General features: G+C 60.8%; 25 protein-coding genes. 10 read left to right on the forward strand and 15 right to left on the reverse strand.

What is annotated here, in order from left to right; genetic code table 11:
* Positions 1-121: 121 nt before the first annotated feature.
* Entirely contained in the window at positions 122-1,546 is a 1,425-nt protein-coding gene (gene aldA, locus P3T43_RS29040; RefSeq protein ID WP_429284511.1) for an aldehyde dehydrogenase, read from the reverse strand.
* A 165-nt stretch (positions 1,547-1,711) separates the two neighbouring features.
* On the reverse strand, positions 1,712-1,960 hold the full coding sequence (locus tag P3T43_RS29045; RefSeq protein ID WP_429284446.1) for a hypothetical protein: 249 nt from the start codon (positions 1,958-1,960) through the stop codon (positions 1,712-1,714).
* A 267-nt stretch (positions 1,961-2,227) separates the two neighbouring features.
* Between P3T43_RS29045 and P3T43_RS29050 the strand changes: the two genes are divergently transcribed.
* Positions 2,228-2,497 carry a hypothetical protein gene (locus P3T43_RS29050; RefSeq protein ID WP_429284447.1) on the forward strand — a complete coding sequence of 90 codons (270 nt, stop codon included), beginning with the start codon at positions 2,228-2,230 and terminating at the stop codon, positions 2,495-2,497.
* A 124-nt stretch (positions 2,498-2,621) separates the two neighbouring features.
* Here the strand turns inward: P3T43_RS29050 and P3T43_RS29055 are convergent, their stop codons facing one another.
* The 4 genes from P3T43_RS29055 to P3T43_RS29070 all read right to left on the reverse strand — a co-directional run bounded on the left by P3T43_RS29055 (position 2,622) and on the right by P3T43_RS29070 (position 5,597).
* On the reverse strand, positions 2,622-3,446 hold the full coding sequence (locus tag P3T43_RS29055; RefSeq protein ID WP_429284448.1) for a putative bifunctional diguanylate cyclase/phosphodiesterase: 825 nt from the start codon (positions 3,444-3,446) through the stop codon (positions 2,622-2,624).
* A 52-nt stretch (positions 3,447-3,498) separates the two neighbouring features.
* A complete protein-coding gene (locus tag P3T43_RS29060; protein ID WP_429284449.1) occupies positions 3,499-4,272 on the reverse strand; it encodes a PAS domain-containing protein in 774 nt (257 codons plus the stop codon).
* A gap of 668 nt (positions 4,273-4,940) precedes the next feature.
* Entirely contained in the window at positions 4,941-5,201 is a 261-nt protein-coding gene (locus P3T43_RS29065; RefSeq protein WP_429284450.1) for a DUF6723 family protein, read from the reverse strand.
* A gap of 126 nt (positions 5,202-5,327) precedes the next feature.
* Entirely contained in the window at positions 5,328-5,597 is a 270-nt protein-coding gene (locus tag P3T43_RS29070; protein WP_429284451.1) for a hypothetical protein, read from the reverse strand.
* A 217-nt stretch (positions 5,598-5,814) separates the two neighbouring features.
* On the opposite strand from P3T43_RS29070, the gene P3T43_RS29075 reads away from it, so the two are divergent.
* A complete protein-coding gene (locus P3T43_RS29075) occupies positions 5,815-6,018 on the forward strand; it encodes a cold-shock protein (protein WP_074266313.1) in 204 nt (67 codons plus the stop codon).
* Positions 6,019-6,145: 127 nt separating this feature from the next.
* On the opposite strand, the gene P3T43_RS29080 is transcribed toward P3T43_RS29075, so the two are convergent.
* On the reverse strand, positions 6,146-6,856 hold the full coding sequence (locus P3T43_RS29080; RefSeq protein WP_429284452.1) for a lysophospholipid acyltransferase family protein: 711 nt from the start codon (positions 6,854-6,856) through the stop codon (positions 6,146-6,148).
* A 284-nt stretch (positions 6,857-7,140) separates the two neighbouring features.
* On the opposite strand from P3T43_RS29080, the gene P3T43_RS29085 reads away from it, so the two are divergent.
* Positions 7,141-7,410, forward strand: a complete 270-nt coding sequence (locus tag P3T43_RS29085) for a DUF4148 domain-containing protein (RefSeq protein ID WP_429284453.1) — start codon at positions 7,141-7,143, stop codon at positions 7,408-7,410.
* A gap of 48 nt (positions 7,411-7,458) precedes the next feature.
* Entirely contained in the window at positions 7,459-7,731 is a 273-nt protein-coding gene (locus P3T43_RS29090) for a DUF4148 domain-containing protein (RefSeq protein ID WP_429284454.1), read from the forward strand.
* Between the two features lie 281 nt (positions 7,732-8,012).
* Here P3T43_RS29090 and P3T43_RS29095 read toward each other — a convergent pair whose 3' ends face one another.
* From P3T43_RS29095 to P3T43_RS29105, 3 genes are all read right to left on the reverse strand, one after another.
* Positions 8,013-9,470 carry a sensor histidine kinase gene (locus tag P3T43_RS29095; protein ID WP_429284455.1) on the reverse strand — a complete coding sequence of 486 codons (1,458 nt, stop codon included), beginning with the start codon at positions 9,468-9,470 and terminating at the stop codon, positions 8,013-8,015.
* A gap of 478 nt (positions 9,471-9,948) precedes the next feature.
* Positions 9,949-10,251 carry a DUF4148 domain-containing protein gene (locus P3T43_RS29100; RefSeq protein ID WP_429284456.1) on the reverse strand — a complete coding sequence of 101 codons (303 nt, stop codon included), beginning with the start codon at positions 10,249-10,251 and terminating at the stop codon, positions 9,949-9,951.
* A 308-nt stretch (positions 10,252-10,559) separates the two neighbouring features.
* Positions 10,560-10,859 carry a hypothetical protein gene (locus tag P3T43_RS29105; RefSeq protein WP_429284457.1) on the reverse strand — a complete coding sequence of 100 codons (300 nt, stop codon included), beginning with the start codon at positions 10,857-10,859 and terminating at the stop codon, positions 10,560-10,562.
* A 473-nt stretch (positions 10,860-11,332) separates the two neighbouring features.
* Here P3T43_RS29105 and P3T43_RS29110 point away from each other — a divergent pair, with 473 nt between their 5' ends.
* The 3 genes from P3T43_RS29110 (at position 11,333) to P3T43_RS29120 (ending at position 14,822) form a co-directional block, all read left to right on the forward strand.
* Positions 11,333-13,348, forward strand: coding sequence for a VTT domain-containing protein (locus tag P3T43_RS29110; protein WP_429284458.1), 2,016 nt, complete (start codon positions 11,333-11,335; stop codon positions 13,346-13,348).
* 111 nt (positions 13,349-13,459) lie between these two features.
* Entirely contained in the window at positions 13,460-14,509 is a 1,050-nt protein-coding gene (locus P3T43_RS29115) for a VTT domain-containing protein (RefSeq protein ID WP_429284459.1), read from the forward strand.
* A gap of 109 nt (positions 14,510-14,618) precedes the next feature.
* A complete protein-coding gene (locus P3T43_RS29120) occupies positions 14,619-14,822 on the forward strand; it encodes a cold-shock protein (RefSeq protein ID WP_074266324.1) in 204 nt (67 codons plus the stop codon).
* Between the two features lie 84 nt (positions 14,823-14,906).
* Here the strand turns inward: P3T43_RS29120 and P3T43_RS29125 are convergent, their stop codons facing one another.
* Positions 14,907-15,545: an H-NS histone family protein gene (locus P3T43_RS29125; RefSeq protein WP_429284460.1), complete on the reverse strand. Its 639-nt coding sequence runs from the start codon at positions 15,543-15,545 to the stop codon at positions 14,907-14,909.
* A gap of 452 nt (positions 15,546-15,997) precedes the next feature.
* Here P3T43_RS29125 and P3T43_RS29130 point away from each other — a divergent pair, with 452 nt between their 5' ends.
* Positions 15,998-17,287 (forward strand): NRAMP family divalent metal transporter, encoded by a 1,290-nt coding sequence (locus tag P3T43_RS29130; RefSeq protein WP_429284461.1) that lies wholly within the window; start codon positions 15,998-16,000, stop codon positions 17,285-17,287.
* 20 nt (positions 17,288-17,307) lie between these two features.
* Here the strand turns inward: P3T43_RS29130 and P3T43_RS29135 are convergent, their stop codons facing one another.
* Together P3T43_RS29135 and P3T43_RS29140 are read right to left on the reverse strand one after the other, a co-directional pair.
* The gene (locus tag P3T43_RS29135) at positions 17,308-19,254 is read right to left on the reverse strand and encodes a diguanylate cyclase domain-containing protein (RefSeq protein WP_429284462.1); all 1,947 of its coding nucleotides are present in this window, start codon (positions 19,252-19,254) and stop codon (positions 17,308-17,310) included.
* Positions 19,255-19,454: 200 nt separating this feature from the next.
* A complete protein-coding gene (locus tag P3T43_RS29140; protein ID WP_429284512.1) occupies positions 19,455-20,396 on the reverse strand; it encodes a LysR substrate-binding domain-containing protein in 942 nt (313 codons plus the stop codon).
* A 283-nt stretch (positions 20,397-20,679) separates the two neighbouring features.
* Between P3T43_RS29140 and P3T43_RS29145 the strand changes: the two genes are divergently transcribed.
* Positions 20,680-22,266 (forward strand): inorganic phosphate transporter, encoded by a 1,587-nt coding sequence (locus P3T43_RS29145; protein WP_429284463.1) that lies wholly within the window; start codon positions 20,680-20,682, stop codon positions 22,264-22,266.
* Positions 22,267-22,366: 100 nt separating this feature from the next.
* On the opposite strand, the gene ppk2 is transcribed toward P3T43_RS29145, so the two are convergent.
* Both ppk2 and P3T43_RS29155 read right to left on the reverse strand, forming a co-directional pair.
* Positions 22,367-23,293, reverse strand: a complete 927-nt coding sequence (ppk2, locus tag P3T43_RS29150; RefSeq protein WP_429284464.1) for a polyphosphate kinase 2 — start codon at positions 23,291-23,293, stop codon at positions 22,367-22,369.
* Between the two features lie 153 nt (positions 23,294-23,446).
* Positions 23,447-23,839: a VOC family protein gene (locus tag P3T43_RS29155; RefSeq protein ID WP_429284465.1), complete on the reverse strand. Its 393-nt coding sequence runs from the start codon at positions 23,837-23,839 to the stop codon at positions 23,447-23,449.
* A 125-nt stretch (positions 23,840-23,964) separates the two neighbouring features.
* Between P3T43_RS29155 and P3T43_RS29160 the strand changes: the two genes are divergently transcribed.
* Positions 23,965-25,020 (forward strand): S1C family serine protease, encoded by a 1,056-nt coding sequence (locus tag P3T43_RS29160; RefSeq protein WP_429284466.1) that lies wholly within the window; start codon positions 23,965-23,967, stop codon positions 25,018-25,020.
* The last annotated feature ends 143 nt before the right edge of the window (positions 25,021-25,163 follow it).

Genomic DNA, 25,163 nt, shown 5'->3' on the forward strand with positions numbered 1-25,163 from the left:
TGCACCGGCTTTGTCGGGTCTCCGAATGCTTTGTTATCGTTGCAGCATGCTTACGCGAATCTGCAGGTTGAGGAATGGCGCGCCGCACGAGGCGACGCACCGGATCTGACTAGAGGTTGCTTTAGTACTTCATGACCACGAGGCGGGTCTGCGTAAATTCGAGCATGCCGTGCTTGCCGTCGTCACCGCCGAGACCCGAGCGCTTCCAGCCAGCGTGGAAACCTTGATACGGATCGGCCGGCGTGCGGTTCACATACAGCTCACCGGATTCGATGCCGTTGGCAACCTTCATGGTAGTGCGATAGTTCTCGGTATACAGAACCGAAGACAGACCGAACTGATGATCGTTAGCCATGCCAAGCGCTTCGTCGAGCGTGCTGTATTTGACGACCGGCATGATCGGACCGAAGGTCTCTTCCTGAATGATCTCCATGTCCTGGCGGCAGTTCGACAACAGCGTCGCCGGGTAGAAGAAGCCCTTACCTTCCGGCAGCTCACCACCTGTCTCGACCTTGGCGCCCGCCGCTACCGCGCGGTCAACCATGGCGTGAATCGACCGGCGCGATGCGTCGTTGACGAGCGGCCCCATCAAGGCAGGATTTTCTGCGCGATCGCCGGACTTCGCTGCGCTCATATGCTGCTTGAGCAGCGCGACGAAACGGTCATGCACGCTTTCGTGCACATAGACGCGTTCGATTGCCGTGCACAACTGGCCGCAGTGCGTGGTCTTCGAAGCCACCAGTTCGCGCGCAGCCTTCTCCAGATCCGCGTCCGGCTCGATGATTGCCGGAGTCTTGCCGCCCAGTTCGAGCGACGGCTTCGCGATGTTCGCCTTGCAGTATTCGAGGACCTTGCGGCCTGCGCCCACGCTACCGGTCAGCGTGATCATGCCGACCGCCGGATGCGTGCAGACCGTTTCCGCCACTTCGTGGCTCATGGCCAGAATATTGACGACGCCTGCCGGCAAACCGGCACGTTCAACGGCCTTGGCAATTTCAAACGCGGAAGTCGGCGTGTTGTTGCTCGGCCGCACGACCACTGTATTGCCGGAAATCAGCGCAGGCGCGACCTTGCGCATGAACGTGTAGACCGGATAGTTGAACGGAATCAGGCAAGCCACGACGCCGATCGGCTCGCGATGCAGAACCAGGTTCTCGTCGGGGGTGTCGCTCGGAATGACTTCGCCTTCGATACGGCGCGCCCACTCAGCGTGATAGTGAGTGATCTGGCCCGCGTAAATGGCTTCGTTGGTTGCGTCGGCAACGCTCTTGCCCGACTCCAGCGCGAGCGCCGCGCCAATTGCAGGGGCGCATTCGGTCAAGGCGTCGGCAAGCTTGTGCAAATAGACTGCACGTTCCGCGGCCGGCAGCTTGCGCCAGCCCTTCTGCGCGGCAGCGGCGGCGTTGACCGCGGCCATCGCTTCGTCCTTCGAAGTACCCGCAACACGGGCGATCAAGGCCTCGGTGGCGGGGTTGTAGACTGAAATGAGTTCGTCGGTTGCGGGTTCGATGAACTGGCCGTTAACAAAATTCCGATCGAGTCGCATAGTCGTTACCAGGTGGCGTAGTGCGAAAAACGCATGGCCGACGGCTATGGATTCCATGCCGCCGGTGCATGGGCAGAATTCTTCTCCGCACAGCGAGGGGCGACAAGCGACTATTTTGGGAGCCAAACATTCGAAAAACTCATATTTGGCGGACAAGCAATGGGATCAACCGATGCGCAGCAACGACACCTGGCTTTCCAGCAAAGCCTGCAGTTCGCCGGAATCCGGCTGGGTTCCCCAGTTTCGGGCTCCGGCCACTGACGCGATGGCGATCCATGAATTGGGCGGGAACCATTCCCGTACGACGGCTTTCCCCTGCAGAATCCGCAGACGGCCGGTTTGCCCGCAATAGTCGGCACAGAGTTCTGTGCCATCCAGTTGGGCGGTCACGAGAGGGTCACGCGTTCGCTGCATTAATGTCTCCCGCAAGAAAAAAAAGCATGGCGTGATGCCCGGCGGATTGGTGTGAAAGCCGACGGTGACGGGAGTCTATGGACGGTTCTCATTTACAGGTGAAACGCGTATGCGAGATTGGTAACGCGAGGTTACGTTGCCTCGCAGCGAGGACAGCAAACCGCTCGCGCATCGGCATCGCTGCTGACGGTATGCATCCAGTGCGGGAATAAGCCCGTATATGAGGTGACGCGACGCAATCTTGCATCGCTTACCGGGAGAATCGAAATGAACAAGGCAATTCTGACCGTTGTCATGACGGGCGTGGCTGCAGTGTCGTTGAGCGTATCGGGTGCAGCGTTTGCGGGGAACAATGGCGGCGCCGGGAATTCTCATGGCGCCGCTACCGCCGGAATGACCTATCTCGGCGATCCGGTCGAAAGCCCATGGACGACCAAACCCGCTGGCATGAAGATGGATCAAGGCACCACGAATATGTCGTCGTCCAGCGACACCTCGAATGACCAGACGACGCAAGCCAAGACGGATCCGCAATAACGTGCAGCGCTGTCTTTCAGTACTACCAGGAGTACGAACGCGCCTCATCGCCAACTCAGCCCGCGTCGCTGTCCTTGCAGATCCGTCCTGCAAGCGGCGGTCTGCGGGATCTGCATAAGCCGGATTAGCTGCCGATCGCATGCCCGTAATCCTCGACGTTCAACGCTCGTTCGAGTTCATCCGGCGGCTGAGGGCGGCACAGGAAGAAGCCTTGCACGAAGTCGCATTGCACGCCGCGCAGAATATCCAGTTGCTGTTGCTCCTCGACGCCTTCCGCAACAACCTTGATGCCCAGCTTGCGCGACAGACCAATGATGCCTTCCACGATGGTCTGGGTTGTCGGATCGCTAACGAGCTTCGACGTAAACGTCCGGTCGATCTTGAGCGTGTCGGGCGCGAAGTCCGCCAGATACTTGAGCGTCGAATAGCCCGTGCCGAAATCGTCGATGGCGATTCTCACACCCAGCGATTTGAGCGCCGCAATGATCTTTTGCGCGTGGTACGGATTCTCCATCAAGGCCGTTTCGGTCAACTCGATTTCGAGCTGGGCCGCCGGAACGCCGAACTTTTTCAGCGCGCGCTCGACTTTCCACGCGATGCCGTCGCCACGAAGCTGACGCGCCGACACGTTCACCGACATGCCAAGGTTGCCCGCGCCATGCCGCCGCCACTGAGCGAGTTGACGAAGCGCATTGTTCAGCACCCATGCGCCGACATCCGCAATGAAGCCCGTTTCCTCCAGAATCGGCACGAACATGCCGGGCGCAATCAAACCGCGCCGCGGGTGTTTCCACCTGATCAATGCTTCAGTGCTGTGGACCGTCAGCGTACGCGGCTCGTGAATGGTCTGGTAGTGCAGCAGGAACTGATCCGATGCCAAGGCCTCGGGGACATCCCGCTCCAGTTCGAAATCGCCGATGGGTTCCGCCGCTTCCTTGCCCGCGAACACGAAGCAATTGCGCCCGGCTTTTTCGCGGCATACATGGCGACGTCCGCGCCCGTCAGCAGCGCCTCGTGGTTCGCACCATGTTCCGGATAAAGCGATATTCAGCCCGGCCCTCGACGCCGTCGTTCACGATGCGGTCCATCTCACCGCGGAGTACTTCGAGGTCCTCGGCAAGCACCCGTTCCATCCGGGCGGACGCGTTACGCTGCAACTGGGCGGGTTCGAGCCCGAACACCGCCGAACAGCCCGCGCTGATGTAGTGGAAGACCTGGAAGTCGGCGCTGTAGGAGTAAAGCACGAGCGGCATGTGTGCTTCCATTTCCGACATGAGCTCGTTCTTGGCCTGCAGTTGCGCCAGCAGATTGGATCGGCTCGTCACGTCGAGCGAAGCGCCCAGTACCGCGACGACCCGGCCGGTATCGTCCTTGACGGACGTCAGCCGGGTATCCCACCACTTCGGCCGGCCGGTGGTCGTATGGGCGAGCCCGCTAAACGACGTGCGCTGGCCGGCCAACACACCGGCAAAAGCCGTCGAGGCCGCCACGCTGTCCGCTCCGGTCCAGAACGACAGCCACTGGGCGCCTGCTAGTTGCGCGGGGGATTCGGCATCCATCAGGCCCGCGCCATATTCCGATATGCGTAACATGCGGCCATCGGGTCCGATCAGCTTCATGCATTCGCGATTGGCATCCAGCAATGCACCGGCCAATGCCGTTGCCGCGGCCTGTTCCGCCCGATCAGCGGCCAGCGCGCGATAGATCCACGCGGCAAGAACGGCCCCCGCCGCGAATCCCGCGGCCATGACCCCAGCTTGCGGCAGACGAGTCATGAGGCCCAGCCATTGCAGTAGGACCAGGCACCACGCGACCGCCCCAAATCCAGCAGCAATCGCCGTGCAGGCGCAACGGACGTCGACGCTCCGATGACGCCGCTACCACGCGAAGAAATACGATAGGAACAGTTGATTCTGCGGCGCCGACCCGTCGCCATTCGAGGCGCGCTCGTCCATCCCGGGCTTGCTGGTCAAAATTTGCGCGCACGACGATTTCAATTTGATGCCTGATAGGTGACGACTTGCCATGTGTCGTGAAAAAAGCGTGCTGAATCGCACTATGTCAGCAAGTTAACGGCAAGGAGGTAGGGAAATTGAGGCTCGGGCACGTGGTGGCTGAACGACCCGTAAGAGCAGACGAGGACGAGCGCCGCGTTTGTTCAGCAGGGCTACTGATATCGTCAGAAGATTAAGCGTTCAATTACGTCTCCATTCGTTCCTGGAGCCGGCTGCGCTCACTTACTCAGGAAACCGAAATTTCAACGCTATAGCAGCGACCGTCCCGCCGAATGGAGACCCGATCGACCCTATCGTAAACACCAGGAGGAGAAGCGTTACCGCAATGGGGGCAACGAACCGAACCGATCAGCAAGCCCCGTCATCCGGGTTGCATACTGCGCAGCAACCGCTATGCATGACGCAAAACGCGGGTTACGCCTACGTTGCTAGAGCTCCGGATTAGCCAGGTCAGCGGCAACGATATGCTCGCCAAACACCTGCGCGGCCGCCAGTGCCTCGACTTTCGTTGGGAACGGTCCCAGTTCGGGCGCGCCGTCGAACGGAAACAACACTTTGCCGTCAGTCTTGCGGACCACGTTCAGCACGCCGAAAAAACGCCGGTAGCCGGCCAGACGGGAAGATGCCGAGACTTCGAAATCGCTTTCGGACTTTGCCGGAACGCTGGGGATGAATGCGGACTTGCTCATACGCGGAACAGAAAAATAACGGAGCGCCAGACTTCGCCGGGCGCGACACGATGATGCAATTCGGATTGGCGGAGCCTGACGGGCACCACACCCGTCCAGCCCCGTAAGCGGCGTTGGCCGCTGTGATCAATACGCTTCCCTCTGCCAGGGGCCCCAAGTGGCACCGTCGGCCTTCAGGCGAGTATAGGTGGCGCTTTGCCCGGTGGGAACCTCGGAAGTATCGCCTTGCGGCTTCACATCGGTGGTATGCAGCGCAAATGCCTGGCGTTCTTCCGTGTCCACGGTGACGCGCCCGATAGGCTCCAGAGCCTCGCTGTGCGCGGACTCCAATAGCGCGAGATAAGGGGTCAAACGGCCCCAGAACGACGTCAACTCTTCCTGCAAGTAATGTTTCATGTATTTCCTGGGAGAGTGTGAGACGCAGTTTACCCCACCTTAACATTACATTTACCCAACACGGATTAGAGGGATTTTGTCGTTTAGTGCACACCTTAGAAACAATGATGATTGGCAGGTTTGATATCAGCGTGGTACAAAGTCATTCTTCGCGTTCGGTCGCGGGGCGAAGACGCGGCAAACGCGAACGCGACATTTAAATTGAATGGATTAAAAAATGGCAACCGGTATTGTGAAGTGGTTCAATGATGCAAAGGGTTTTGGTTTCATTACGCCTGACGGCGGCGGCGAAGATCTGTTCGCACATTTCTCGGAAGTCCAGGGAAGCGGCTTCAAATCGCTGCAAGAAAACCAGAAGGTCAGCTTCGAAGTGAAGCAGGGCCCGAAGGGTAAGCAAGCGGCAAACATCACGCCGCTGTAACAGGCCGGAACACCCGTTCCCCCTGCTGCACATGGCCCGCCTCGGCGGGCCATGTGCTTTTGTGGCACCGCTTTCGCGGCAATGTTCCCGCGGCCCCAGGCTGCCAAAACAGCCTTGCGACCCCGCCTCAAAGCTCCAGCAAGGCTGTTTTCATCCAGTCGTGGACAGCGCGGCTCAAGTCCTGCTGGGACGTCTCCCGGGACGAAAACTCCGGGCCGACGACGACCCGGATATGCCCCTTCCTCACCGGCCACCCCTTCGCCGGCCACACTTTTCCCGCGTTGTGCACCACCGGAACCACCGGCGCGCCGGTTGCGCAGGCAAGACGAATTCCGCCTGAGGTCAGCCGCGGCGGCGCATCGTGCGGCACGCGCGTGCCCTCGGGAAATATCACCACCACGTCACCCTTGGCGAGCCGCTCGGCGCACTCCTGCGTCACTGCCTGATGCGCCTGGCGCGGCGAGCCGCGGTTCAGGCTGACCATGTCGAGGCCGCGCAAGACCCAACCAAAGAACGGAATACGCAGCAGGTCTTCCTTGAACACGAAGCTGATGCGGCGCGGAAATAGCGCCAGAAAGGCCAGCGTTTCCCATGTGGATTCATGACGGCACAGGAGGATAGACGGCCCGGCCGGAAGATGTTCGAGCCCTTCCACCGAGCAGGTAACGCCCGGCAACCAGCGCATCCATGCAACCATTGCACGACACCATTGCGCCGCCAGCCAGTATCGTCCCGATCTTCCGACAAAAGGAAACAGCAGCAGGATCAAGGCCGAGTAAAGCGTGCCGCTGCCGAGCAGGCAGACGATGAAAAACCATTTGATGAACTGGGTGCGCATGAAAAACCGAGTGAATAGGAATGGGGCCGGAAGGTTTCGAGTCGCCACCCACCGAAGCAGTGCGCGGGACGAGACGTTCGAGTCTGACACAAATAGCTCGCCACCTTTGCATCACTCGCCATCAAATCCGCTCGGCCACGCCCGGCAGCCGGTTAAAAATCTCTTCACTTTCATGCTCGCGGTTCGATAGGCCCACCTCTCTATTCTGCTTCCTACCGAGACGGACATCGCGATACGCGGTACGGCCCGGCCTTCACCCACCTCTTCCGCATGAAGGAACAGTCATGAAAGCGCTGAAGATCGCAGTCCTGCTGAGTATTCTCGCAACCGGCACGGCGTTCGCTCAAACGAACCCTGCCACGGCCGCGACACCGGTCAATTCCACGACCACCCTGGCGATGTCGAACGCCACGCCGCAAGTCGGCACATGGGTTCCGCCGAACGGCCAGGCCGTCGCGCCGAAAACCCGCGCTGAGGTCTATGGCGAACTCGTCCATGCAGAAAAGGATGGGCAACTCGCCTATCTCAACAGCACCGTGTACGCACATCCGTGAGTGCCAGGCAAGCCAGCTTCCATTCCATCTGACATCGAGGAATACACCATGAAAATCGTCCTGTTCGCAGCACTGATCGGCCTCGCGGCGAGTGGTTCCGCCTTCGCACAGACCGCTACCCGTTCGAACGATCCGCATCCGGCGACAACCGGTTCAAGCTTTACCACCGCCTCCACGACCGATCAGGCGGGACAGTGGGTTGCGCCCTATGGTCAGCCGGTGGCGGGCAGAACGCGTGCGCAGGTGTACCAGCGGCTCGTCCAGGCAGAAAATGACGGGCAACTTTCCCGACTGGACAGCACGGTGTATGCGCATCACTGAGCAAGGCAAGCCGGATGACCTGCCCGCTTCTGTGGTTCGCGCCACGTAACGCGCCCAGGTCAATCCAGCACTTCGAACGCTTAAACCGCTTCGCGTGCCCCCTCTTTTGACCAGCCTTCCGTTTCGACTCGCAACGCGCAGCCTTTCACGCGTTAGCCGATAGAGCTCGCCTCTCGCTCCAAACCCATTCCGTTCAAGCTTTCGCCGCAGGCTTGACACCAAGAGGTTGACACTTCGTCCTGCGAAACGAAACCACCAGCAAGCTTATCTGACGTCGGGACCTACTGCAGGTCGTGCGACCAGCAATCGATGCAGATCGTCGTTCCACTATCTTCGCCACCAATCCGGAGTTCGAAATCATGTAACCGAATGATGGCGGAGACAATGCCGAGCCCAAGCCCCGTGCCAGGCAGGTGACGCGTTTGCTCGACACGATAGAAGCGGTTAAGCACCGCGTTGCGCTCGCTTACCGGTATGCCGGGGCCATCGTCGGTAATCACGAGTTGCGGACCTGTGCGGCATGACGACAACTCGACGCTCACATTACCGCCCTCCGGCGCAAACTTGATCGCATTGTCGAGCAGGTTGCTGAAAGCCTCGAACAGCAACTCGCGATCGGCGTGCACCAGCTCGACCGGTTCGATGCGTGTTCTCAGCTTGATCGACTTTTCTTCTGCAAGAGGCTCATACAGGTCACACAGTTCGTCTATGAGCGTCTGCAACGACACCGCAGCAAATCCGCTGCGCCGCTGCAGCGCATCGATCTCCGATATGCGCAGCATCGCGCCAAAGCGGCCAAGAATGGAATCGGCCTCCGCGCGAGCATGCGCCACCAGCGTGTTAGCCGCCTCGTCGCCGCTATCGCGCACCCGCTCCGCGAGGTTTGCCAACTGCAGCCGCAGATGCACGAGCGGCGTGCGCAGATCGTGCGCAATGCCATCGCATGCGCCCTTGACCTCGTTCATCAACCGCTCGACTTCGGCAAGCATGTGATTGACGAGATGGCAGAGCATGTCCAGTTCGTCGCGGCCGCCAACGGCGAGACGTTGCCCCAGATCGCCATTGGCGATGCGCGTCGTGACACGCCGCATCTCCACCACCCGTCGCATCTGACGAAGACTCAGCAAGAGTCCGGTCGCAAGGCTGATGGCCAGACACAGCACGCCGCCGCCAATCAGCGCCTTAGTCAGTTCTTCGCGCACATGCTGGACATCGGCGAGGCTGCGTCCGATGACCAGTTGATCGCCATTGCCGCGGATCTCTCCCATGACTCGCACGGTGGACATCGAAGCATTCTCTGCGAGTGTCAGCGTGCGGCCCGTGCTCGTACTGTGCGATTTGCCCGGCTGATCGAGATTCAAGTCGCGCGGCAGTGCCATGATGTCGCCGGCGAGCCGATGGCCATCCGGTGCAAACAGGCCGTAGTAATTCGTGTGGCGATTCTCGCGCTCGAGCCGTTGGTCGATAGCGGATCCTAGCTGATCGTCGTCCCTGGCGTCGAAGTAACGCATTTGCCAGCGAATCCCGCTGTCCGCTTCGCGCTCCATCGCTGCGCCCACGGAGTATTCGAGGAAGCCGAGCAGCGCCACGAAGCAAAGCGTGAAGATCGCCGCGTAAGCAGATAACCATCTAAACGTCGTGGTGTGCCAGCGCTGACCCGAGCGGGTCGCCGGAGCTGACTGCTGTGTCTCGGTGGAAATCGCTGTTCCCCGTACTTTGCCAAATTCCAGAGCGGACACAGTCACCGGCTCCTCGCTTGTTGATTCGTTGAGAACGTGCACCCAATCGACACCCCTGTATCGAGGGCTGTCATGGATAGAATGGGACGAGCGTCACACCCCCTATTGAACGACCGGGCGTCGCGCGTAAAACGAGTGAGCAGCGTTAGACCGGGACGACAGCACCTTGCGTGTTGCGTCCCGTCACGGTGTGATCAGCATCGTTACAGTCCCGGCATCATAGCGCTGCGCGAATAAATACCAGGCTGCACAAAGATGAAAAACCTATTACTTTGCGCGCCTCGCGTGCACCTTGCGTGCAAGCTCACAACCGGTTCTTTACATTGACCCGACTATTAGCTGCCGTAAGTCTTAAGGCCGATGACGCAAAGCAGATATTCACGCTGATTTCAAAGGTGTCGAACCGCTGCGACTCCGAAGCGCAGACTCTTTAGCGCCAACAGGCCAAGTCATCTAATGTGCCATCTAAAGCGGCCCTCTAAGGCGTTGCCGAATATTGCGCGTGAGGCGCGCCCGCGCAGTCCTGTCGATATTCCGCACGCAGTTTCTTTTCGGCCCTGACGATATTGGCCGGGTAATCGACGTTGTCAGTATTCGGTTGATAGCCGACCGCTTCCAGTTCCGCAAGCTCCGTCTGCAACTGTTGATGTGTGATTTCCGTTTTGATCCGTTTGAATGGATAGTCGTTACATTGCTGCGGCGTGAGTCCAGGTGCTGCCCATCCGGCGGCACTAACGGTGAGCAGAACTACGGTTGCCAGAGACTTCGCGAACCTATTCATCATCTCTCTCCAAGGTTATACCCATCGAGCAGGCTTAACGCGAGAAGAACGTCATGAGTGTCGACGTGCCAAACGCGCACCTGCCACTCAACGTTATGCTGTTCGGTCCATCAACACCGTGTCGTGAAAATGAAGATTGATTTATGCGCCGCTATGCGCGTCATATTTAGCTGCAGTTCTTAAGGTGGACTAAGCAGCGTGTTACGGTGCAATGCCTCGTCTGGCATTGCACCGCCTTTCTTTTCTTTGAGCGCAGCGTGTGCGCACATCTGAACGATCGCATTGATGGAATACGGCGTGCCCCTTCTTCATCGGCCGCGGAAAATGTTGCAATGCGGACCGGTTGTGCACCGAGGCCCGCCCGAATCCTCCTCGGAGTCGGCCTCGCCACCGTAAGATGCATTGGTGATGGAACGCGCAGTCAGCTTGCCGGGCTGCCCGGGTTCGCTGTAGGACATGTCCGTTGCGTCTTGCGCGGACTGGTTCGCGTTCTCCAGCATGGTGCGGCCGCGTAGTTGCGCGTCCGTCCCCATGTTCTGCCCGTTCGCCATGCCAGCCGCCAGGAGCAGGCTCGCGCTGGCTAACGACAATACGAAAAGTGACTTCATCTCGACCCTCCTTGCATCGGGTACCCATTACCTGAGTCCGTTGCGCGGCAGTCCGCCAATCTGAATGCAGGCTCCTACCTGCTTTGCCAATCAACTGAACCGTGCCGCGCAGGAGCGGGGCGGACCGGGATGGTCCGCCCCGGAAGCTGCCGCCGCGCTGTCTGTGTAACGGCTCCAATCGCCCAGCCTGACTGCCGGACGGGACTGTGCGGTGCAGCAAATGGCGGTCGGGTCCGGCGGCGACCGGTCGAAGTGCAAAGAACGACCGCGCCGCAACTTCGTTATAGGTCAAGTTCGCAGCACGTCAACGCACCGTCGCAAATGGGCGCGCCTCATGGAACAGCGTTGGCCGGCCGGGGCCTCCGGTACTGGCGCGTATCGCACGGCACGGGTCCTGCTGAGGTTATATTTCGACATGGCGCGTTTCCCGATCGCGTTCGTTCGCTCATCGCGCTGGACTGCCGGAGAGGTAGATGGAGCACGCGTATGTTCAACTGTTGCATCTGCTCGGCGGCCACGCAGGATGGACGCTGGCGGTCGTTTTCCTTGCCGCCTTCCTGGAGGCGGTGGCCGTCATCGGCACCTTCATACCAGGCAGCACGGCGATGTTTCTGGCCGGTGCCTTGGCAGGAACGGGCGCGCTGAACCTCGGCTGGCTGTTTGTCTGCGCGTTGATTGGCGCCGTTGGCGGCGACGGCCTCAGCTACTGGCTGGGTCGCCGCTACCGCAACAAGATCGTGCAACTTTGGCCTTTCAGCACGCATCCGCAGATCTTGCAGACCGGGCAGCAGTATTTCGCCGCGCGCGGCGCACGCAGCGTGATATTTGCCCGCTTCATCGCGCCGATCCGCGCCATCGTGCCGGTCGTGGCGGGCATGCTGGGCATGACGCCAGTGCGCTTCTACGCGATGAACGTGCTGTCGGCGCTATTGTGGGCCCCGGCGCATATCCTGCCAGGCGTGGTATTCGGCGCCTCACTGCAACTCGCGGGCGCCGTTTCATTTCGTCTGGTCGCGGTCATCGCCATTCTCGCGGCCATCGGCTGGCTCAGCTACCGGTTGATGCACATGATCCTGTCGCGCGCCCGCGCATGGACCATGGAGTCGCGCCGCAGGCTCGTCTCCTGGGCACAGCTTCACGACGGACGCAGCGCCAACCTCCTTCGTCAGGCGTTGAACCCCGAGCGACCCGCCATGGGCGTCGTCGCCATCATTTCCGTGCTGGTGCTGCTGTTTGCGGGCATTTTCTTCAGCGTATTGACGGGCGTTGCCAATGGCGATCCGCTGGTTCAGGTCGATTTGTCCGTGTATCGATTCCTGCAATCCATCCATTCCACCTGGGCCGACAGTGTGATTTCGAGCCTTGCCACCTTAGGCAGTGTGCCCACGCTTGCGGCCGTCGTCGTGACCGTCATCGTATGGATGACGTATGAACGGCGCTGGCTCTCAGTGGCTTACTGGCTGGCCGCCGTCGCCTTCTCCCAGTTGCTGATCTTTGCCATCCAGCTGGCCGTGCGGCGAGCGCCGCCGGGTTCAGCGGGCCTCGACGTGTACGCATTTCCCAGCAACCACGTGGCAGCAAGCGCGATTGTGTACGGCTTTCTGGCGTTTCTGCTGGCGCGCCGCGTCGGCAAATTCCAACGCATTCTCACGACGACGGTCAGCACCGCGATTGTCATCGCCGTCGCTTTCGCAGGCCTCTATCTCGGGCGCTATTCGTTCTCCGATGCAGTTGGCGGGGCGGCATTCGCGGCGATCTGGGTCGCCGTCGTCGCACTCACTGCCGTCTGGCGCAACCCAATGGTGCCCGCTTCGCGCGGGTTCATGCCCGCCGTGATCCTGCTCGTGATCTGCGCAAGCGCAGCCCCGCAGATCGTGCTCAGCCGCCCGACCAGCGAGCCGGCCGGCCCGCTCAGCCGTCCCTTGACCGTGGTCAGCGAAACGCAATGGACCGATACCCTCTGGAAGACCTTCGCGTGCTACCGGTCCGATATGTCAGGAGAGCGGCGCGAGCCGATCACGGTGCAATGGGCGGCCAATCGCGCGCAGATCGAAGCCCAGTTGAGCCAACGAGGCTGGATCGAAGGCACGCAATTTTCAGCAAAATCGCTCCTCTCGCTGGTGGCGCCCGATCCTGAGGCCACCGCGTTGCCGGTTCTACCGAAACTCAACAACGGCGAACCCTCCACACTGGTCTTTACCCGAAGCCGCGGGGCGCGCGACGAACGTGACGTCCTGCGCTTCTGGCCCACCGGTTACGGTGTGCAACGCAAAAACAGCGCGCCCGCGGCACCGATCTGGCTCGGCACGCTAGTACACGAGCGGCTGCGGCGCCCTTCGTGGCCATTCAATGTGCTGCGTCCAGACCGGCAAATCGATCCGCTCATTTCTGTGCGGGGCGAAGCGAGCGGCTGGCGCGAACTCGAGGTCAGCAGCAGCACTGGATGTGAAGGCGTGCGCGTTACGCTTATCGATTCGGACGCAAGTTAACCCCGTGCCGACGTCTGCCCAGATCCCCTGATCCCAGACGCAGGACGCCACGAAAGCAGGTTCAGCAGACGCGCCGCTGCGCCTCGATTCGTGACCTCAGGAGTACTGCAATTGATAGAGTTTCCGCAATCGGAAATTTCGACCTGGGGTGGCGGGGTCGTCTTTCTCAACGTGCTCCTGACCCGCCTCGGCGTGCCCCTGCCGGCGGTGCCGGTTCTGCTCTTTGCCGGTTCCGCCATTGCCAATGGAACCCTCTCGTTCTGGTACGTATTGCCGGCCGCGGTGCTGGGCGCGTTGATCGGCGACGGCATCTGGTTCACGGCGGGACGCCGGTACGGCCAGCGGCTCATCAACGCGCTTTCGCGACTGTCGATGTCGGCCGGCGCCCACGTGCGGACCGCCCGTTCGATGTTCGAGCGGTTCGGGGCGCCGATCGTATCGGTGTCCAAATTCATCCCCGGACTCGGTATTGCGACCCCGCCGCTGATGGGCACGACTCGGGTCGATCCGAGAATTTTCCTCGCCTGGGATTTGCTGGGGGCGTCGGTGTGGGCGGCCTTCTGGCTGCTCGGCGGCGCCGTTTTCGAAAGGCAGTTGCGCCTCTTCGTCGTGGCAGTCAGGGCCCATGGCGCCACGGTGATCGACCTGGTGCTGGCCGCGTCGCTGCTGTATTTCGTGTACCGCTGTATCCAGCGTTGGCGCTTCAGACGTTGGCTCAAGCAGGTTCGGATCACCCAGGAACAGCTCGAAGCGACCCTGCGCACGGAGTCTCCACCCATCGTTCTGGATGCGCGGCCCGAATCGGCGCTAGTGGACGATACCCATCGGATCCCCGGCGCGCGCCGCCTCGACCCCGCCTCGCAGGCGGACATCGACGAGGCTTTACCGGAAAACCGGCGCGTGGTGTATTGCGTCTGTCACGACGAGGCGACAGCCATGCGTATCAGGCAGCAGATGCGCCGCAAAGGGTTTACGCGTATTCGCGCCCTGAAAGGCGGACTGGATGCCTGGGCGCGCCGTGGCTATGCCTTCGACCCGTTTCCGTCCCAGGCCAGCGCGGCCGCGCTGGCCGCCCGCGTAAAGAGCCTGCGCGCCGAGACCGAAGCCGTTACGCTGCGCGGCGTGGCGCCAAAGCGGAAGGCGTTTTCCGACAGCCGGTAACGACCCTGGTTGTGGATTGTCATTTTCCTGTGGTAAAAAGAAGCGTCGCGTCTTGCTGAGATAAGCAAACCGGCACCAACACAACGTCTTTTTTGGAAAAATCAGGAAAATGGCAACAGGTACAGTGAAGTGGTTTAACGATGCAAAGGGCTTTGGTTTCATTACGCCGGACGGCGGCGGTGAAGACCTGTTCGCGCATTTTTCTGAAGTCCAGGGAAGTGGCTTCAAATCACTGCAAGAAAACCAGAAGGTCAGCTTCGAAGTGAAGCAGGGCCCGAAGGGTAAGCAAGCGGCCAACATCACGCCGCTGTAATAGCGCCGGAACTCAGGTTCCCGCCCATACATTGGCCCGCCTTGGCGGGCCAATGTCATTTCTGGCCGCGACTGGCAGAAGCCTTTACGCCGCAGCGTCCGGTGCCGCCTGTTCGGCGACCACTTTTCGCACATAGGCGCGCTTCGCCGTGGGAGCCTTCTTCGCGATCGTCTTCTTTGCCGCGACTTTCTTTGTTGCGACTTTCTTCGCAGCAACCTTCTTCGTTGCTACTTTCTTTGTTGCTACTTTCTTAGCACCGGCCTTTTTCGCCGCCGCTTTCTTCGCGGGCGATTTCTTAGCCGCCGCTTTCTTTGCCGATACTTTCTTAGCCGCTGTCGTCGCTTTGCTAGCGCCGCTGCCGTTTAGCGCAATCGCGCCAGCCGCATCGATCAGGAAACGCGTGCGGTCTTTTACGTCTTTGATCCATGCAGGAGGCCGGGCGTGACCACTCCACGTTGCGCCTGTTTTAGGATCCCTGTACTTCGGCGGCATCTTGCCTTTGGCACTGGCGGCCTTGGCGGTTCCGTTTGAAAGCGCCTTCCCTGAGAACCTGGCCTGACGCCGCGCCTTGGCGCGCGCTTCGATATCGGTGGTGGTCAGTCCGTGTTTTAGCATCAGTTCACGAATCTGATCGACCGCCGATTGCGCCCGCTTGGCAAGCAACACTTCCGCTTGCGCCTGAAGTTTCTTCATACGTGCCTGAATTTGCTCGAGTGTGGCCATTACCGCCTCCTTACGTGTGGGCAATGGTCGCACTATGCCATGAGCACATGGCAAAGCGCTATGGTTTCGCGCGCAACGAGCTAAGGCATCGACTCCTTTAATGCGCTTAAGCCGCAAATGCCGGATCGATAATGCATCGACGATGTGCTTGCATTGCTTCTACAAAGCCTGGCTTGCGATGCTCGTCTTCGCTTCATCAATACAACTGAGTATGCTTTGACTTCAGTCAGTAAAGCCGACGAATGCCAATACCCGGTTCAAGGCGCATGAATGTTAAACCCGCATCCCCGTCCTGCTCTTTACTTGCCATCTCCCCACAAAACCGGCGTCAAGGGGGCGCGCAATTTTCCTTGTGGCATGAATTGTGCTGACTTTCGAGCGTTATTCGCGCGACAAGCGCGACCCGACACTTTCCGTGGCGTTCGTTATACGCCCAAGCCAAAGGGGCAACTGTGCCAACCGAACCGTTCGAGCCTGAACTCGTAGTCGAAGACGAGGCGGAGCGCTCGTGGGCGAGGCGTCTCGGTCCCGGCCTCGTAAAGGGTGCAGCCGACGACGACCCAAGCGGTATCGCCACCTACTCGCAAGCCGGTGCGCAATTTGGCTTCGGACTGCTATGGACGGTCCTGCTCACTTACCCGTTGATGGTAGCGATCCAGTCGATTAGCGCGCGCATGGGGCGCGTGACCGGCAGCGGACTCACGACCAACCTGCGGCGCCACTATCCGGCACAGATCCTGTACGCCGCCGTCATGGTGCTGCTGATTGCCAACACCATCAACATTGCCGCGGATCTGGCTGCAATGGGCGCCGCGGTCGCGCTCGTACTGGGTGGCCCCGTGCAGATTTATATTGTGTTGTTGGGTACCGTTTCCCTTTTTCTGCAGGTCTTCGTCCCATATGAGCGCTACGCGCGATACGTCAAGTGGCTGCCGCTGGCGTTGCTCGCTTACGTGGCCGTTCCGTTTGTCATGCCGTTCCATTGGAAAGCCGTAGGCCTCGCGCTCGTTAAACCACCTGTCCCGTTCTCCGGTCACTTCCTGATCACCGTGGTCGCCGTGCTCGGCACCACCATCAGCCCGTACCTGTTTTTCTGGCATGCATCGCAGGAAGTCGAAGAGATTCGCTCGGAACCGGTACAGGAAGCCCTGCTGGATGCACCGAAACAGGCCGGCGCACAGCTGCGCCGAATCAATGTCGAATCATGGGTCAGCATGGCGATGTCGAACGGCGTGGCGTTCTTTATCATCCTCTCGACTGCCGCAACCTTGCACGTGCATCGCACGGGTCTCGCCACCTTTGCCGACGCCGCGAGCGCACTCAAACCCATCGCCGGTCCGTTCGCATTCCTGCTCTTCAGTCTCGCGATCATCGGCACCGGCCTGCTTGCCGTACCCCTCCTCGCCGGATCCGCCGCTTACGCGGCGGCTGGTGCGATGAGCTGGCGCAACAGCGTTGCGCTGCAGGTGAACCTCGCTAAACAGTTTTACGGGGTGATGGCCGTTGCAATCTTTGGCGGCATCGCACTCACGCTCGCCCATTTCGATCCCATCGACGCGCTGTACTGGGCCGCCGTCGTGAACGGTGTCGCGGCCGTGCCGATCATGGTGCTGGTGATGCTCATGTCGGCGCGCCGGCAGATCATGGGCGACTTTGTCGTGACCGGCGTATTGCGCTGGGTCGGATGGATTGCGACGGCGGTCATGGCGTGCGCGGCCGTGGGGATGTTCTGGCCGGCATGACATCAGGTGTGCCGGGGACGTCAGACTGTCGAACCGGCGTGCGTACCGCCTTCCTCGGCCGCGAAGGTCTGATTGCGGCCGCGCCTTTTGGCCTCGTAGAGCGCCCGGTCTGCTGCCGCGACGAGACTGGCCGCGTCACCGCCCTCGCGCGGCTGCAGTGCCGCGACGCCAAGGCTGATGGTGACCATTCCGACCGGGCTCGCGAGGTGCGGCACCTGCAAGCCTTCAACCGCCCGGCGAATGCGCTCCGCCACCACGCGCCCGCCATGCAGGTCGGTTTCCCTAAGGATCAACGCGAACTCCTCGCCACCGTAGCGAGCCACGATATCCGTCGGGCGCCTTGCCGACATCGCAATGGTCTGCGCAATCGTGCGCAGACACTCGTCGCCTCGTTGATGACCATAGTGATCGTTATAGCTCTTGTACGCATCGATATCGATCATCACGACTGCCGTAAATCCGGAATCCTCGACCGCCGCGAGTTGACGCCACTGACTGGCCAGTTCGAGGTCGAAATGTCGCCGGTTGAAGAGCCCCGTCAGTCCGTCGCGATACGCCAGCCCCTGCAGTTCGAGCCGTTCGTCGGCAAGACGCTGCTCGGCCGCCTTGCGTGCGGTGATATCGCGCGTGGTTGCAGTGAGCGATTCAGGCTGTCCAGAGAACGGATCGATCACCGGACGAAGATACGTTTCCAGCCAGAGGATCTGGCCATCGGGTCGCCGGAAGCGGCTGACCTGTGAGATTTCGCTCGCGCCGAGCGCCAGGTTTTCGATTGCCGTGGCGAGCGCAGCGCGGTCGTCAGCAATGACGAGATCAGGGAAGTAGGCACCGATCAGTTCATCAGCGTTGCGCTGCATGACTGTTTGAGCCCGCGGCGATACATAGGTTAGCCGGCCGTCGAGCGTCACGCTCATGACGATGTCGGTCGCGTTCTCCGCGAGTATCCGATAGCGCCGTTCGCCCTCGCGCAGGAGTGCGACAAGACGGTCGCGCGACACCAGGGTTGCGCTAATCGGCAACGCAATGCCTAACGCCGCAAGCATGAATAGTTGCAGCGAAAAGATGCGGGCTTCCATGTTCGGATACGGAAATATCCATAGCGGTCCAATGCCGTGCATGGTGAACAACACCGTAATGGCAAGACACAGCAGCAACCCAACCATGACGCCTGCGACGTCCGTTTGAAACGCCAGCAGCACGATGGGCAGCAATGCCCAGTAGAGCAACGGCATGCGGCTTTGCGCAACCACCCCGATTGTGACAACGCACACGAGCAGCAGAAGACCAACGGTTTTCACGCGCCGGTCCGCGCGCAGGAGATCGGCGGCTTCGCCGTTCCAGAACACCACAGCCGTAGGCGTAAACAGCACCAGACTCAGCGCGTGCGTGACCAGCCAGTTGGCGAGATTCGGTAGCAGTTGCCCGCTCAATTGGCTGCGCAACAGCGCGGTAGCAAGCAGTCCGGATAAAAGCGGCGCGAGGATCACACCGCCGGCGAGAAATCTTAGCAACGCCTTGGGACGCAGCAATTCAGCGACAACGCCAATACGTGGTGCAAAGCTGAACGCAATCAGCACTTCGAGCGTATCGGCCAACGTATAGGACAATGCGACCCCGAGTCGCTCACCCAGCAGATTGGCCACCATGTTGCCGGCAATGCCGCCCGCCAGCACCCAATAGCGCTCCCTGGGCGCGACCAGCATCATCTGGCCCAGCAAGATGGCATTCGTCAGCCAGATAGCCGTGACGTGATCCGACATGCTTTTGAGCACGCTGCTCATCATGCAAGTGAGCATCGTCACTGCGAATGCCAGCAGTACGCTCCGATGTATCGACGTCACCCGCTGCGGACGAACTGCTTCCGGAAATGCCTGCGATTCTTCATTTGGTCTTACGCCCCGCTTCCCCATACGCTGCTCTCGGCTTTTATTTTTTTGGCGTCGGCTAGCGCGGCACGATAAAACCATTCCCCATTACGCGGCCCACACCTTGTTCTTAGAGACGACCTTTAGGCGTCGTCTTCGTGGGCTCAGTCTAGCGATGTTCAGACCAATCTGTTAAGCGGAGCTATTTGCAAAACGTGCACAACACCGCATAAAACGCGGGTTTCGGGCGTGACCTTTCAACTTCCCGCGTTCCAGGCTTCCATTTGCGTTGTGTAAGCTGCTCACCGTCCGCTCATCAATCGTACCGGTGACGACACCGACGGCTCGGCATTGCGTTCCGTCGACCACACTTCATGCTGGAGCCAGTCGCGAAACAAGGCGAGTTGCGGCAGATCGCCCTGCTCCGGGCGCGTCACCAGCCAGTAAGACTGGTGGCCGTCGACATGCACGTTCAGCACTTGAACGAGTTCGCCGGTCGCCAGTTCGTGGGCGATCATATGACGATCGGCAATCGTGATGCCGAGACCGTCGACGGCCGCGCGAATCGCCAGATCGAGCAGATCGAATTCGTAGCCGCCGCTAGTATCGACACCCACGATTCCCGCCGCCTTCAGCCAGTGTTGCCATGTCAGATACCGCTGCTCGTCGCTTGCCAGTACGTGCAGCAACGTGAACTGGTTCAGGTCGATGGCTTGCTGGCCCGAGTGCCGTGCGAGCAGCGCCGGCGAGCAGACCGCCACGTGCCGTTCGCTCATCAGCAGCCGGTTGTCGAAGCCTTCCCATTCACCGTCGCCAAAGCGGATCGCGCAATCGAGAACGCCTGATTCGGCGAGCTTGTCTTCGACGCGCGTGGACAGACTCAGCTCGAGTTCCGGATGCTCGTCGCGCAGGCGCGCAAGACGCGGCATCAACCAGCGGCTGGTAAACGTGGGCGGCGCATTGATGCGCAGCCGGTTCAGATGGGTCTTTTCCTGAATGCTGCGCACGGTCAGTTCGATCTTGTCGAACGACTGCTGTAGCGCCTGCAGCAGCAAACGGCCGGCCGCCGACAGCTCAAGGTGATGGTGACGGCGTTGCAGCAAGGCCTCGCCGAGTTGCTCTTCCAACTGGCGCACTTGCCGGCTGACCGCACTCTGGGTGACGTTGAGCAGCTCGGCGGCACGCGTGAAGCTGCCGGTACGGCCAGCCACTTCAAAGGCTTTGAGCGCGTTGAGCGCGGGCATTTTTCGTTTCAAGGGCGTCTCTGATCGGATGCGGCAAACCGGAGGGTCATTTTACGCGCTCGCCGTCGCGGACCTGACGGACGACATCCGGCGTTAGCGAGGTGTATGAAATCGAAATAGTAGTCGTAAGCCGTATGCGCTCCTGAGATGCCACAGCCCCGCCAGTCAAGGCGCCAGCCTATAGTGCACCTACAAAGGGCCGGAAGGACACATATGCGTCACGAATTCGACACATTAATGAACCAGCATGAAAAGTTGACGCGACTACTTTGGGGCTCACGCCATGCCGGAACTTTCGTACCCGCAGACGACTTCCACCAACGCTCGCAGCCGCAGCATCGGTCTGATTATTTTCCTGGCCGTGATTGCGATAGGTGCGGTGTACTGCGCCATGCATCTGGTCAGCGATCTGGAGTCCGTACAATCTCTCAGCTTTTTGCCTTACCTGTTGCTCGGTGTGGCGTTGCTGATCGCACTCGGCTTTGAATTCGTCAACGGCTTTCACGACACCGCGAACGCAGTCGCAACGGTGATCTACACGCATTCGCTCACGCCGAATTTCGCGGTCATGTGGTCCGGCACCTGGAACTTCCTGGGTGTGCTGACCTCGAGCGGTGCGGTCGCGTTCGGCGTGCTGCAGCTTCTGCCGGTCGAACTGATCCTGCAGGTCGGTAGCAGCGCGGGCTTTGCGATGGTGTTTGCCCTGCTCATCGCCGCCATCATCTGGAACCTCGGCACGTGGTACTTCGGTTTGCCGTCGTCGAGTTCGCATACGCTGGTCGGCTCCATCATCGGCGTGGGCCTGATGAATCAGCTGATGCACGGTGCCAACGGCACCAGTGGCGTGGACTGGAATCAGGCGCTGGGCGTCGGCAAATCGCTCGTGTTTTCGCCGATCGCCGGCTTCCTGCTGTCAGGACTGCTGCTCCTCGTTCTAAAAGCCGTCGTGCGCGTGCCGGCGCTGTATGCAGAGCCGAAGGGCAACGAGCCGCCGCCGTTCTGGATCCGCGGTTTGCTGATTCTGACCTGCACGGGCGTTTCGTTCGCGCACGGTTCGAATGACGGCCAGAAGGGCATGGGTCTCATCATGCTGATCCTGATCGGCACGGTGCCCACCGCATACGCCTTGAACAAGGCCGTCACGCCGGCGCAAACGCAGACGTTCGTCGCGGTGTCGCAACAGGCAGCCACGACGATCGCTAAATACACGAATGGCGTTGCGCCCTCCGCCCATCCGCGCACCGATGTCGAGGCCTACGTCCGCACGCGTCAATTGACGCCTGAAACCGTCCCGGCGCTGCAGCAACTCACGGTGCAGATCGGCCAGCAGGTTGGCGCGTCGGGTTCGATGGCAGGCGTGCCGCAGGATATCGTCGACAACGTGCGGAACAACATGTACGTCGCCTCGGAAGCGATTCGCCTCATGGAGAAGGTCAAACAGCCCGCCTTCACGCCGGAGGACAGCAAGGTGATCGACAACTTCAAGGCCCAGATCGATCACGCGACGAAATTCATCCCGACATGGGTCAAGGTCGCTGTAGCCATCGCTCTGGGGCTGGGGACGATGGTGGGCTGGAAGCGCATTGTCGTGACGGTCGGCGAGAAGATCGGCAAACAGCATCTGACCTACGGGCAGGGCGCTTCCGCGGAACTGGTCGCCATGCTGACGATCGGCGCCGCCGACGTCTATGGTCTGCCGGTCTCGACGACGCACGTGTTGTCGTCAGGGGTAGCCGGCACGATGGCGGCTAACGGCTCGGGCCTGCAATGGAGCACCGTACGCAGTCTGCTGATGGCGTGGGTGCTGACGCTGCCCGTTTCGATTGCGCTGGCGGCGGGCTTGTACTACGTATTCCTGCACGTGTTTTAAGAGCGGCGGAGGCTGCGCTCTTCGTACACGAGCCAGCCTTCCCCGCAACACCCATGAAAAAGCGCGGCCGGGGCCGCGCTTTTTCATTCCGTCAATCCGCTCAAAAAACGTCCGGCACGATCATATTGGCGGGCACCGGCTGGCGGATGTACTCGTTGTTGTACACGCGTTCGGGTAGCGTGATCACCGGATGCTCGATCTCGTGATACGGCACCTGGCTCAACAGATGGTGAATGCAGTTCAGACGCGCACGCTTCTTGTCGACCGCCTGAACCACCCACCACGGCGCCTCCGGAATGTGCGAACGCTGCAGCATCACTTCCTTTGCATGCGTGTAGGCCTCCCAGCGACGGCGGCTCTCCAGGTCCATCGGGCTCAGCTTCCATTGCTTCAGCGGATCGTGGATGCGGGTCTGAAAGCGGATTTCCTGCTCTTCGTCGGTAATCGAAAACCAGTACTTGAGAATCTGCACGCCGCTGCGCACGAGCATCTTCTCGAACTCCGGCACCGAGCGGAAAAACTCCTCGTACTCTTCGTCCGTGCAGAAGTTCATCACGCGCTCGACGCCGGCGCGGTTGTACCAGCTGCGGTCGAATAGCACCATCTCGCCACCCGCCGGCAAATGCGACGCATAGCGCTGGAAGTACCATTGCGTGCGTTCGCGGTTGTTCGGCGCCGGCAGTGCCGCGACCCGGCACACACGCGGATTGAGACGCTGCGTGATGCGCTTGATCGCCCCGCCCTTGCCAGCCGCGTCGCGCCCTTCGAAGATCACCACGAGCCGGTGTCCGGTGGCGACGATCCAGTCCTGCAGCTTGACCAGTTCACCCTGCAGCCGGAACAGCTCGCGGAAGTAGCGCTTGCGCGCCTCGCGATGCTCGGCAGAGAAGCCTGCCTCACCGTCGCTGATGCGGTCGTCGACTTCCATTTCGAGTTCTTCGTCGTACGCGTCGATGAGATCTTCCTCGAAACGACGCTGCCGCTCAGCCATGGATGCCATATCGGCCCTGGGATCCTGCTCTTTCATCGCGACTCTCCTCGAAACGGAAATAGGTAGGCACACTGCGCCGGGCGCAGCGGCGACCGCCCGATTATCGACGGTCGAAGTGTCACTGTTGTTACTGGGGCGGCACGGCTCGCGCCTGTGTCAACGAACCATCATAGCGAGTTTTCAGCGCCATCAGATTGCCTGCCGCAGCGGCTTCGCGAAGCTCAATTCGTGGCCGTCCGGGTCGGTAATGTGGAAATAGCGCTCGCCCCACGGCGCATCAGCGGGTGCAAATTCGGGCTGCAGCCCGGCCGCCCGCGCTTTCTGATAAATGCCGTCCACGTCCGAGACGTAAAAGATCACCCGCCCCCACCAATGGATCGCACCGCGGCTGTCCGCGATCAGGTTCAGGAACGACGTGCCGAACGCGAACGATGTAAACGTTTCCTGCGCGCCGCCGAACTTCAGGGGAAAGCCCAACGCTTCATAAAACGGCACGGCCCGCGCCATGTCATGCGTTGCCAGCGTAATCGCGCTCAGCGATTCGATGCGCGGTGGCTCGGGGTGGGCAGTCTGATTCGTCATCATCTCTCCTCTTGCGGCTGGCGCAATGGGGCCTTGGCACGGCCAGTTTCTCACACCCCTCACCGCACCTTGAAAACGGATCGAGCGCCCCGCAGTTAGGCTCCCGCGTTATCCGGAGCTTCGCCATGGGAAGCCGTCCCCGTTTTATTGATGATCTGTCGCGCGCCCCGTCGGAGCCTGACACGCACGCTGGCGCCACTACGGCCTCCAGCTCGTTCGCGTTGAACGACGACGCCCTGCTCGACGCCTACTCGCGTACCGTGATCGGCGCGCTGGAGCGGGTCCAGCAGGCGGTCGTGTTCATTTCGGTCGAGCATCGCACGGCCGCCAACCCCGCCGGACGCGGCACGCGCGGCGGCACCGGTTCGGGCTTCCTCTTCACCCCGGACGGCTATCTGCTGACCAATAGCCACGTCGTGCACGGTGCCACGCACATCCGTGTGACGCTCGCCGACGGCGCCACATTCGACGCCGATCTGGTCGGCGACGACCCCGGCAGCGACCTCGCGGTGCTGCGGATCGGCTCGACCGAGCCGTTGCCGCATGTCGAACTCGGCGAATCGGGGCGCCTGCGGGTCGGTCAGATTGCGATTGCGGTCGGCAATCCGCTCGGCCTGCAGCAAACCGTGACCACCGGCGTGGTCTCCGCGCTCGGCCGCTCGCTGCGCTCGAATTCGGGGCGCATGATTTACGACGTGATCCAGACCGACGCGGCCTTGAATCCCGGCAACTCGGGCGGCCCGCTGATCAATTCCGCGGGCCAGGTGATCGGCGTGAACACGGCCATCATTCCCGGCGCCCAGGCCATCTGCTTTGCCACCGCCATCGACACCGCGAAGTGGGTCATCATGCAGATCTTTGCGCATGGCCGCGTGCGGCGCGCGTATATTGGCGTCGCGGGCACCACCACGCCGCTGTCACGGCGCGTCCAGCGTTACTTTGGACTCCACTCGGAAACCGCTGTACGCGTGATGGAAATCGTCAAGGGCAGCCCGGCGGCGCTCGGCGGATTGCGCACGGACGACACGATCGTCGCGATCGATGCACTGCCCGTCGATGGCGTCGACGGCCTGCAACGCGTGCTCGACGTATCGCGGATTGACCGACCGGTCAACGTGACCGTGCTGCGCGGCGCGCAACGGCTCGAATTGACGCTGACGCCGGTCGAACAGGTCAGTTGAGGCCACATTGCGGAGAACCGCGAAGAAAAGGCACAGAAACCCGGCAGTGTCACGGCGATTTTCTATACTGAGGGAACCGACCCTCGGACCGCAATCTTGCATGGGAGATCGATGTGACAGGCAACTATCAGGTGCGAGTCACG

It is taken from the genome of Paraburkholderia sp. GAS41 (genome assembly GCF_050436545.1).
Classification (GTDB): Bacteria; Pseudomonadota; Gammaproteobacteria; order Burkholderiales; family Burkholderiaceae; genus Paraburkholderia.

Bases quoted from the DNA above. Each gene is read 5' to 3' on its own strand.
- P3T43_RS29110 (WP_429284458.1), top strand. From the start codon at position 11,333: ATGGAGCACGCGTATGTTCAACTGTTGCATCTGCTCGGCGGCCACGCA.
- P3T43_RS29060 (WP_429284449.1), bottom strand. From the start codon at position 4,272: ATGACTCGTCTGCCGCAAGCTGGGGTCATGGCCGCGGGATTCGCGGCG.
- P3T43_RS29070 (WP_429284451.1), bottom strand. From the start codon at position 5,597: ATGAAACATTACTTGCAGGAAGAGTTGACGTCGTTCTGGGGCCGTTTG.
- P3T43_RS29120 (WP_074266324.1), top strand. From the start codon at position 14,619: ATGGCAACAGGTACAGTGAAGTGGTTTAACGATGCAAAGGGCTTTGGT.
- P3T43_RS29125 (WP_429284460.1), bottom strand. From the start codon at position 15,545: ATGGCCACACTCGAGCAAATTCAGGCACGTATGAAGAAACTTCAGGCG.
- aldA (WP_429284511.1), bottom strand. From the start codon at position 1,546: ATGCGACTCGATCGGAATTTTGTTAACGGCCAGTTCATCGAACCCGCA.
- ppk2 (WP_429284464.1), bottom strand. From the start codon at position 23,293: ATGAAAGAGCAGGATCCCAGGGCCGATATGGCATCCATGGCTGAGCGG.
- P3T43_RS29145 (WP_429284463.1), top strand. From the start codon at position 20,680: ATGCCGGAACTTTCGTACCCGCAGACGACTTCCACCAACGCTCGCAGC.
- P3T43_RS29085 (WP_429284453.1), top strand. From the start codon at position 7,141: ATGAAAGCGCTGAAGATCGCAGTCCTGCTGAGTATTCTCGCAACCGGC.
- P3T43_RS29105 (WP_429284457.1), bottom strand. From the start codon at position 10,859: ATGAAGTCACTTTTCGTATTGTCGTTAGCCAGCGCGAGCCTGCTCCTG.
- P3T43_RS29090 (WP_429284454.1), top strand. From the start codon at position 7,459: ATGAAAATCGTCCTGTTCGCAGCACTGATCGGCCTCGCGGCGAGTGGT.
- P3T43_RS29045 (WP_429284446.1), bottom strand. From the start codon at position 1,960: ATGCAGCGAACGCGTGACCCTCTCGTGACCGCCCAACTGGATGGCACA.
- P3T43_RS29065 (WP_429284450.1), bottom strand. From the start codon at position 5,201: ATGAGCAAGTCCGCATTCATCCCCAGCGTTCCGGCAAAGTCCGAAAGC.
- P3T43_RS29135 (WP_429284462.1), bottom strand. From the start codon at position 19,254: ATGGTTTTATCGTGCCGCGCTAGCCGACGCCAAAAAAATAAAAGCCGA.
- P3T43_RS29155 (WP_429284465.1), bottom strand. From the start codon at position 23,839: ATGACGAATCAGACTGCCCACCCCGAGCCACCGCGCATCGAATCGCTG.
- P3T43_RS29050 (WP_429284447.1), top strand. From the start codon at position 2,228: ATGAACAAGGCAATTCTGACCGTTGTCATGACGGGCGTGGCTGCAGTG.
- P3T43_RS29160 (WP_429284466.1), top strand. From the start codon at position 23,965: ATGGGAAGCCGTCCCCGTTTTATTGATGATCTGTCGCGCGCCCCGTCG.
- P3T43_RS29100 (WP_429284456.1), bottom strand. From the start codon at position 10,251: ATGAATAGGTTCGCGAAGTCTCTGGCAACCGTAGTTCTGCTCACCGTT.
- P3T43_RS29140 (WP_429284512.1), bottom strand. From the start codon at position 20,396: ATGCCCGCGCTCAACGCGCTCAAAGCCTTTGAAGTGGCTGGCCGTACC.
- P3T43_RS29075 (WP_074266313.1), top strand. From the start codon at position 5,815: ATGGCAACCGGTATTGTGAAGTGGTTCAATGATGCAAAGGGTTTTGGT.
- P3T43_RS29080 (WP_429284452.1), bottom strand. From the start codon at position 6,856: ATGCGCACCCAGTTCATCAAATGGTTTTTCATCGTCTGCCTGCTCGGC.